This is a genomic window from Arcticibacterium sp. (assembly GCF_055134445.1).
In genome coordinates, this window is record NZ_JBSRVI010000163.1 from 35,982 (window position 1) to 44,635 (window position 8,654).

Annotated in this window: 5 protein-coding genes and 1 pseudogene; all 6 read right to left on the bottom strand. The window is 36.2% G+C overall.

Annotated features, from left to right (window positions below):
* Nucleotides 1–40: 40 nt before the first annotated feature.
* On the bottom strand, nucleotides 41–1,489 hold the full coding sequence (locus ACTBZY_RS21615; RefSeq protein WP_463048470.1) for a RagB/SusD family nutrient uptake outer membrane protein: 1,449 nt from the start codon (nucleotides 1,487–1,489) through the stop codon (nucleotides 41–43).
* A gap of 12 nt (nucleotides 1,490–1,501) precedes the next feature.
* Nucleotides 1,502–4,507, bottom strand: a complete 3,006-nt coding sequence (locus ACTBZY_RS21620) for a SusC/RagA family TonB-linked outer membrane protein (protein ID WP_463048471.1) — start codon at nucleotides 4,505–4,507, stop codon at nucleotides 1,502–1,504.
* 634 nt (nucleotides 4,508–5,141) lie between these two features.
* Nucleotides 5,142–5,873, bottom strand: a complete 732-nt coding sequence (locus tag ACTBZY_RS21625; protein WP_463048472.1) for an IclR family transcriptional regulator — start codon at nucleotides 5,871–5,873, stop codon at nucleotides 5,142–5,144.
* 1,091 nt (nucleotides 5,874–6,964) lie between these two features.
* Entirely contained in the window at nucleotides 6,965–7,156 is a 192-nt protein-coding gene (locus tag ACTBZY_RS21630; protein WP_463048473.1) for a transposase, read from the bottom strand.
* A 5-nt stretch (nucleotides 7,157–7,161) separates the two neighbouring features.
* A pseudogene (locus tag ACTBZY_RS21635) lies at nucleotides 7,162–7,611 on the bottom strand (transposase); the annotation flags it as partial.
* 289 nt (nucleotides 7,612–7,900) lie between these two features.
* On the bottom strand, nucleotides 7,901–8,062 hold the full coding sequence (locus tag ACTBZY_RS21640; RefSeq protein WP_463048474.1) for a hypothetical protein: 162 nt from the start codon (nucleotides 8,060–8,062) through the stop codon (nucleotides 7,901–7,903).
* Nucleotides 8,063–8,654: the final 592 nt, after the last annotated feature.

Sequence of the window (8,654 nt, forward strand, 5' to 3'; positions counted from 1 at the left end):
AGAGGATAAAAATCCTTCTGCATGGGTATTGTAAACATATTTAATACCCTGGATTTTGATCCTTTGATGGATCAATCAATGAATTGAAATTCAATTCAGAGTTTGGAATTGGCCATAAGAGATGCTTCTCCTTCACATCAATCCCAGAAGCAGCCTTAATCCTTTCTTTCAGCTGACCAGTTCTTTTAAGATCTAGCCAACGCTTAGCCTCCATTTGAGTCTCATACCCTCTTTCTTCAATCACTAGGTTCACAAAATCATCAAGTGAATAATCACTTCCTTTAAAATCAACATCAGAGGACACATTCGCCTCTTTCCCATAAGCTCTTCTATGCACCATATTCAATTTTTCAACTGCATCAGCAGTTACTGCGTTTGCAGCTTTTGCCTCTGCCTCAGCATAAATTAGGAGAACATCTGCGTATCTATACAAAGGGTAGTCATTCCCTGACGTTGCACCACCTCCTGCGGCCTCTGGATCACTGAATTTTTTATTAAGTAGCGTGTTTTCCCCAAGCCCAATATTCCAATTATACCACAACTGAAATCTCAAGTCATTTGGATCCATGTTCGCCAATACTGAATTAGACTTTAAATCACTATAATGGGCATAATAGCCTCCACCACCAAATAAGCCTGTACCGGGATGGTGAATGAATTGTACAAACCACCATCCTTGGTTGTTACCTTGGTGTGAATACTTTAGGTAAAAAACTTCTTCTGAGGTAGTTACTACCGATTGGCCAAAAACATTTTCATAGTCATCTACAGTAGAAACAGGAACCAAACCATACCTACCAGAAGCTATCACTTCACCTGCTTTATCACGAGCGTCGGCATATTCCCCTCTATAAAAATGTACATCAGCCAATAAAGTCTTGGCAGCCCAAAGAGATGGCTTACCAGAAATCTGAACCATGTCTGGGAGATTCGTTTCGGCATACTCAAGATCGGCTAAAATTAATTGATATACCTCTTCTGCTGAACTACGTGCAATCTCAAGATCGGTCATGTTCGCTTCTGTTCTAATTGGCACTCCGCCCCAATTTCGAACCATAATGAAATACACCAAACCCCTTAGATATTTCGCTTCTGCTATGTATTTCTTCTTACTTTCTTCCACTAACTTCTCACCATCCGGCACATTGGCAATTACTATATTTGCATTCCTAATAGCCAAATAAAACGTATTCCACATAGATCCGATACGACCCTCATTATTTCCATCAAGTCCCTGGAAAGTAGAGAGAACACCATAACTCCCCCGGCCATAACTGTAATCTGTATACGCTTCCAATTGGGCAGGGTAAAGTGCACCCATTGCATTGTCACTTCGAAGTGCTTGATATATTGCACCTAGAGCAGACTCTACCTCTGCATTGGTATTATAAAATGTTTCTACAGCTAATGATTTCGGTGCTTCTTTTAATACATCCTCACAGCTGAAACCAAGAAATGCGAAAGCTATTATAAAAATTATTTTTTTCATGATTCTTGAATTTTAAAGACCTAGTTTAATTCCAAAAGTGACAGATTTTGCTGTAGGGTAAGAATAATGGTCAATTCCCTGACCGATAGAGTTAGACCCTCCTTGTGAGTTAACTTCTGGATCCCACCCAGAATATTTGGTAACAGTTAATAAATTCTGACCACTCGCATATAACTGAACATTCCTCATCCAATCCATTCCCATTTTCCCTATTGGTAAATTATAGGCCAACTGAATATTTCTGAGTCGAATATATGAACCGTCTTCTACCAACCTATCTGAATAACGCATATTCAGACTTCGAGTAATAGCCGGATACTTAGCATCTGTATTAGTAGGCGTCCAATGATCATCATACACGCTACTGAGCATGTTCAGACCAAATCCGTAATCTAGAGAATTTCCAATGGCACTTACATTTACGATATCATTGCCCTGTGAGCCCTGAAGAAAGATGCTCAAGTCAAAACCTTTGTATTTCATTACTGAATTAACTCCGTAAATGAAGTTAGGATTAGGATCTCCAATAATGGTTTTATCAAATTGATTTATTATACCATCTGGAGAACCATCTGCTCCTGAGACATCCTTATAAATTTCTTTCCCATTTTCGTCATACCCATCTTTTAAATAACCAAAGAACACACTCATTGGCTCTCCTTCTCGTAATAAACTCGTATTATCATTAATAAATGTCACATTGGCAGAACCTCCAAGTATATCTTGACCTCCGTATAGTTTTACAACCTTGCTTTTATTAAAACTAATATTAGCATTTATATCCCAACTGAAACTTTTATCCGAGACTATTACATCGGTGGAAAACTCAAGGCCTTTGTTTTGAATTTGTCCCACATTTTGAATTGTTCGTGTAAAACCGAGAGATGAAGGCAACTGAACTGTATTCAAAAGGTTCCTTGTATTTTTCATATAAGCATCCACCGTAAGTTTTAATCTATTATTCAATAGACCAAAATCTAAACCCATATCAAACTGCTCTGTAGTTTCCCACTTTAGATCCCCAGGTAAAGTAGTCCCTGGTGCAAAAGCGTTAAAAAGAACATCACCAAATATAGTTTTACCGGATGCTAACTGATTCAATGTAGCATAAGCACCAATGGCCTGACTACCCGTGTACCCAAAACTTGTGCGGAATTTCAAATCAGTAAGAAAAGAAACGTTTTGCATAAAATCTTCCTCCATCACTCTCCAAGCAAAAGCTCCAGAAGGAAAATACCCCCACTTATTGCCTTCAGAGTATTTGGAAGAACCATCACTTCTCATACTCACTGTAAATAAATACTTGCTGTCATAATTATAATTCAATCTGGCCAGATAGGAGACTAATGTAGAATAAGAATAACTTGAGCCAGGAATACCTGGATTTTCTGCCGCAGCTAGGTCATAAGATTCGGTGGCGTCACTTAAGAATCCATTTCCCGATCCAGAGAGTCCTTCGTACTTAAAATCCTGATAAGTAAGGCCTGCAAGAGCAGTAAGTGCATGTTTATCATTAAAGGTTTTGGTATATGTTAACGTATTTTCGTTTAATAAACTTAGATTATTCGAAGCCGAAACGCTTGCACCTCCAGTAGAATTAATAAAGTTTACCGAGGTGTAATTATTGGTGCGTGAGTCATTATTCTCCGCACCACCATAGATTTTCAAAATTAAACCTTCGAATGGCTCGAACGAGATCGCTGCGTTAGCCAAAGCTATATTGGCAACAGAACCATTTGTTTGTTCATTTATGTGATTCAATGGATTGGTTAAGACATTTGAAATAAATGGATAAGATGTTGCCAATACTCTATATGAACCGTCCTCATTATAAGGTGTGAGAGTGGGTGGTGCTGAAATAGCCGCCCCAATCATGGAGCCTCCTCTATTTCCACCACTTGAGTTTTTAGTTTCTATTGAATTCCTAGTAAGTGTTACGCCATAATCTACAGAAAGCATTTTATTAATTTCATGTGTAAAATGCCCTCTTAAAGAATATTTCTTGTAATTACTCCCTTTAATTATACCATCTTGACCAAAAACAGTTCCGGATACAGAAAAACGTGTTTTTTCTGTTCCCCCATTTATAGATAGATTGTTATTTTTTATAGGGGCACTACCAAAAACTAAATCTTGCCAATCGAACCCATTACCTGCTTGATCAATTTCTTGTTGAGTAAAATAAGGGCTCAAGTTATCATTTTGAGCCTGCTCATTATAGAAAGTCATATATTGTTGAGAATCCATCAAGTCTAGCTTCTTACGTAATGTCTGGACACCATAACTAGATTCGAAATCGACAGTAGTTTTTCCTGATTTACCTCGTTTTGTTGTAATTAACACCACGCCATTAGCCCCTCTGGAACCATATATTGCTGTGGCCGAAGCATCCTTTAGTATTTCAATACTTTCAATATCATTATTGCTAAGGACAGTTGGACTACTGCCAGAATAAGGAAAACCGTCAATTACATATAATGGCTCATTACTGCCTTGAATGGAATTTGTCCCTCTAATACGCACACTTACTGGAGCCCCCGGAGCACCAGTATTCTGTTTCACTTGTACACCTGAAGCTCGTCCAGATAAGCTCTGCATAACATTAGCAGTTGGAAACGCTGTTATTTCTTCATTCTTAATAGAAGATACCGACCCCGTCAGGTCACTCTTCTTAACCGTTCCATAGCCTACTACTACCACTTCGTCTAAAAGTGATGTATTCGCTTCTAATACAATATTAACTTGGGAGCGTCCGCCAATAGTTACACTTTGGCTTAGGTACCCTAAAAAAGAGACGATCAGTTTAGTATCTTGAGACTCCACTTTAATACTGTACTGACCTTCTCCATTCGTCATGCTGCCATTATTACCTGCTACCACAGATGCCCCAGGCAAGGCCATACCAGTCTCGGAATCAGTAACTAATCCAGTAATGTTTGTTTGGGCGAGAAGTACGTTCGCCCAGAACAGAAGTGGCAGCAATAAGACTTGCTTTTTTCGGTTATAAATTTTCATCATTTCAAGAGGGTTAAAATTTATTTTATATTATTGAATAATACTTTATATACAAAAATATAAAGCCTGCTTATAATTACAAAGCCTTTTCAGAAGAATTTCACAAAAAAATATCCAGTAATAAATTAGAACAATACCATTTATGCCAAATATTCACCCCTAAAAAGGATATCTGGCTTATGAAAAATCTGTATTAACTAAAAGGATGGGAAAATGTGATACGGATTCAATTTTTAAAGACAGAAAGTTTCCATCTAAAAACCAAAGCCAGTTTACAAAAGATAAGCATGGAGCTCACTTTTAATAAATCATGATTAGCTGCATGTAATGAGTATCCAAAAAATTATATGAGAAACTGCACAGTTCGTATAAAGGTCTACATGGAATCTATTACAAATAAAGAAGCCATAAACTCTTTCAAAGCGTAATAACTTAACATTAAATTGCTTAGTATTAGAGTATACCTATAGTAAGGAGAAACAGCACTTAGGCTGAAGAATAGACATGACCTCTATTTAATCAAACTTAACTTAACACAGCATATACCAGCTCCTGAAGAGTTAGACTTACTATTATTTTGAATTCTCAAGACAAATTGAGCTGCCAGACCACCTATTGAAAATATACTTTTAAAATTCTATGGCAATGCCTGACCTATTTCCTTAGCAGTCTTCCTCATTTGTAATAAAATATTTTCACTGGTAGACTCATCAAATCGAAATTTTGGCAAAAAGACACCTAGCCCAGCCACAACTTCACCATTCTGTTCTATAGGCATCGCAACCCCCAAAATTCCAGAACGAGCCATTTGAAGGGCATATCCCGTTTTTTTAATATCTATCAAAGCCTCCTTAAAATCAGATTCCGTTTGCACTCCCTGCCAAACTTCTGCAGATGGCAATCCATAGGTTTGAATAAAATCATTAATTTTCTTTTCAGTCAAGTGGGCTAACAAAACCCTGCCTGAAGCAGTTTCAAAGGCCTTTTTCTCACGCTTATTTATGACATGCAATTCTTGTTCTGCGTACACATCGTGAAGACTTACTCTCATATCGCCTCTCAAAATACCGATCATACAATTTTCATTGATAGATATCATCAATTCTGACAACAAATCGCGAGAAGCGTTTATCAAATCTATACTATAAGAATTATCTCCAGTTAAAGAATACAACATGCCTCCCAGCCCATACCCCTTTTTAGGGTTTTTCTCCAAATAATCACGAATAACCAGAGTCTTTATGATATTAGCACAAGTTCCATGATTTAATTTTAGATGGTTGGCAATCTCTGCCAGAGGAACATCCTTCCTGCCACTAGCAGCAATATATTCTATAATATTAAGAGCTCTATGAACAACTTGAATCATTAAAATTTTCAGTTTGGGACACTACACTTTGTGAAGTGCCTGTATTCTATTAAAATAAAATCCTTACAGATGTACGATTATTATAATCTTTTGTGCGACAACCTACTATAGTTTACAAATACTTACCATGACCAGCAACAAATAGACACCTTTTAGACCGGATTTGAAAGCGAGAAACAGCCAACAAATATAAGAATGAATTTATATTTCGATTTTCCTTTCCACTTATAATAGATAACAGTAAAATTTCCTTAATACTCTTGATAGAAGAATTATGTATTTTAAAAACCTCCTCTGTCTAATATTGTTTTCCACCTAAATACTATATTAAGCTCCCCTCCAGACCTTAACATTCTCCCTCTAGTTGATTCTTAAATTTGGAATAAAATGGGATATTTATTAGGGTCTCCATTAAAGGTTCCAAGCAACTATAAATATTTAATCATTTCCAGATAAATTATTACTATCGTCAAGTTTACTATAAACATAACCAATTCTCATTAGTCAACTTAAAAATCAACTTCACCGAAAGCATGTTCACTGTTCATTAGCAGTCTCAAAGCTGCCTATAAGAAAATCATTAGTTGAACCCGGTTTATGATATATTGAATATTCCGGTCAAAGGGTGCCATCTAGGAAAGCTAATTTTGGGATGATTTGATTGCAATGCAATTCATCCCCATTTATGCATTAGGCAATCTCCCGATAGTTATTGGTACCGTAGCTAAATTGCTTCAAATCAGTACATAAAAGCAATTAAACTCAATCACCATAACGTTTCTATGAAAATTGAATTTAATTATCTGATTTATTGAACTTTAAGTACTCATAATGATTCCACAACGCAAAATCCTGGTTTATAAATTGGTTTTATATTCTTGATAGATTCTCCTTTAAACTGGAATTCCGTAATAGAATAGTTGAATGGCGGGCTAAGGTTACTTTTTGTGCGAAAACCCCATCCTTCCATGATCTTTTTTTAGTTGGTAAGGCAATTTTCAGTACCGTTTTATTAGCATGATTTACTGTCCATGCTCCTAATGCAAAGCAATAGACTTTTAATGTTTTGAGTGTAGCTCTATTATGTTGATTTAACGCATAATGCCTGAAAAACTCATTAAGTTATAGGATACCATGATGAACCTAAAGGATGCTTCGGTTGCCCAGAAGTCCTGTAGGCAGAAGTTTTCTATACCAAAGTCGTCATTAAATTCTTTGATTCTGTTTTCGCAATCAGCTCTAGTATTATAGACATTCCAAACTTGGTCAAGAGGTAATTCCAAGTTGGTTACATAACAACTAAAGGATAGCCAGGCAAGTCTTCAAAGAGTTGCTTTCCACGGGCTTTAGGTCGAATCTCAACTTGCTTTTTAACTATAATATATCTTCTAGACTTAACATTTTGGTGACAGAAAACCATTTCATTCAACTCTATCCCAGGTGCTAAAGTCACCCAGTCTTTAAGCCCCAAAACCTCACTTTTTACATTAGGATACATTTTGAAAGCCATTATGTATTTATGCTTTTCTTCCTCTAAATATCTCAGCAATTCTTCGGTATAGAAGTCACTGTCGGCTCGTACAAGACCAACTTTCTTTCCTTTTAATGATTGATTAAAAGTTTCTTGCATAAAAGCCTTGCAACTGCCACTATTCCCAGGCCTAAGCCAAGCATTGGCCACCATTTTAGTCTGCCCTACAAAAGCCAAGAGTGGGTGATGTGAATTTCTTCCACGCTTGTTAGAATTATAAACTCACACACTCCCTTGCTGTTCTCCATACCGAGAGTATGACAGTACTATCAAAGTCTACAGTAATGTTATCTACATTGATTTGTTCAAAGAACCAATGTTGTAAAGCAGGGAATACTTCTGTATTTCTTTTCTGAGAAAACTTACCAAAAAAACGACTATATGTGAGGCATGTTGTCCCATCGAAATATAGACTGAAGAACCTTATCCTACCTGAGCAAATCGCAGTGAATATACCGACTTGCTCCAGTCCAGATACTTAGCCAAAAAGATTCAATTATTTGTCAGGGGCATAACCTCGATTGGAACCAGGTTGAGGTAAATCCAAAGTGCCCAGAAAGTCTCGAATTTCTGCTTGGTCAATAAATTTCTTAATTAAACTCATGCCTCCATAAGGAGTGACTGGCTTGTCAGAATATTCAATTGGAAGGTTAACCATTTGGGTTGGATTTAAATTGTTCCAAACAATTTAACCTAAAGCCTTTAAATTAATTAGTTATCTCTTTGAATTCAATACATAATCAGGGTTTAACCTGTTGACTATTTAAAAGGCAAATACTTGGTTGACGAATCATATGATAAAAAATAGAATAGGTGAAGATTTAAACACTAAAACTATGCGAGCAGGGGCTTTTGTTAGCCTCGCAATAATCTTGAAATCTTTTTATTTTCAATATTTTCTGCCTTTTCTTTTTTCAGTCAACATCTGATTTGCATTAAAGATAAATTTCTAATGGCCATGGAAGTGGTATAATTATTGAAAGATGTCTGTATAACTGATTTTGAGTAACATTCAATTTTGCATAAGTATTGATTTATGTTTATTGTTAAAGCTTATCCATGAAAAATATAAAACGATGATTATTAGCCAACTATATTTATTAATTCGTTTTGCAAAAAAACGAAATTATAGTGTTTGGATTTTATGTATAATCCTTCAATTCAACGTTACTCTTTTTGCACAAAATCAAGAAATTAGCACTGGTTCGTACATAATAAACATGGGTATAACACCCCAAACCGTGGGTAAT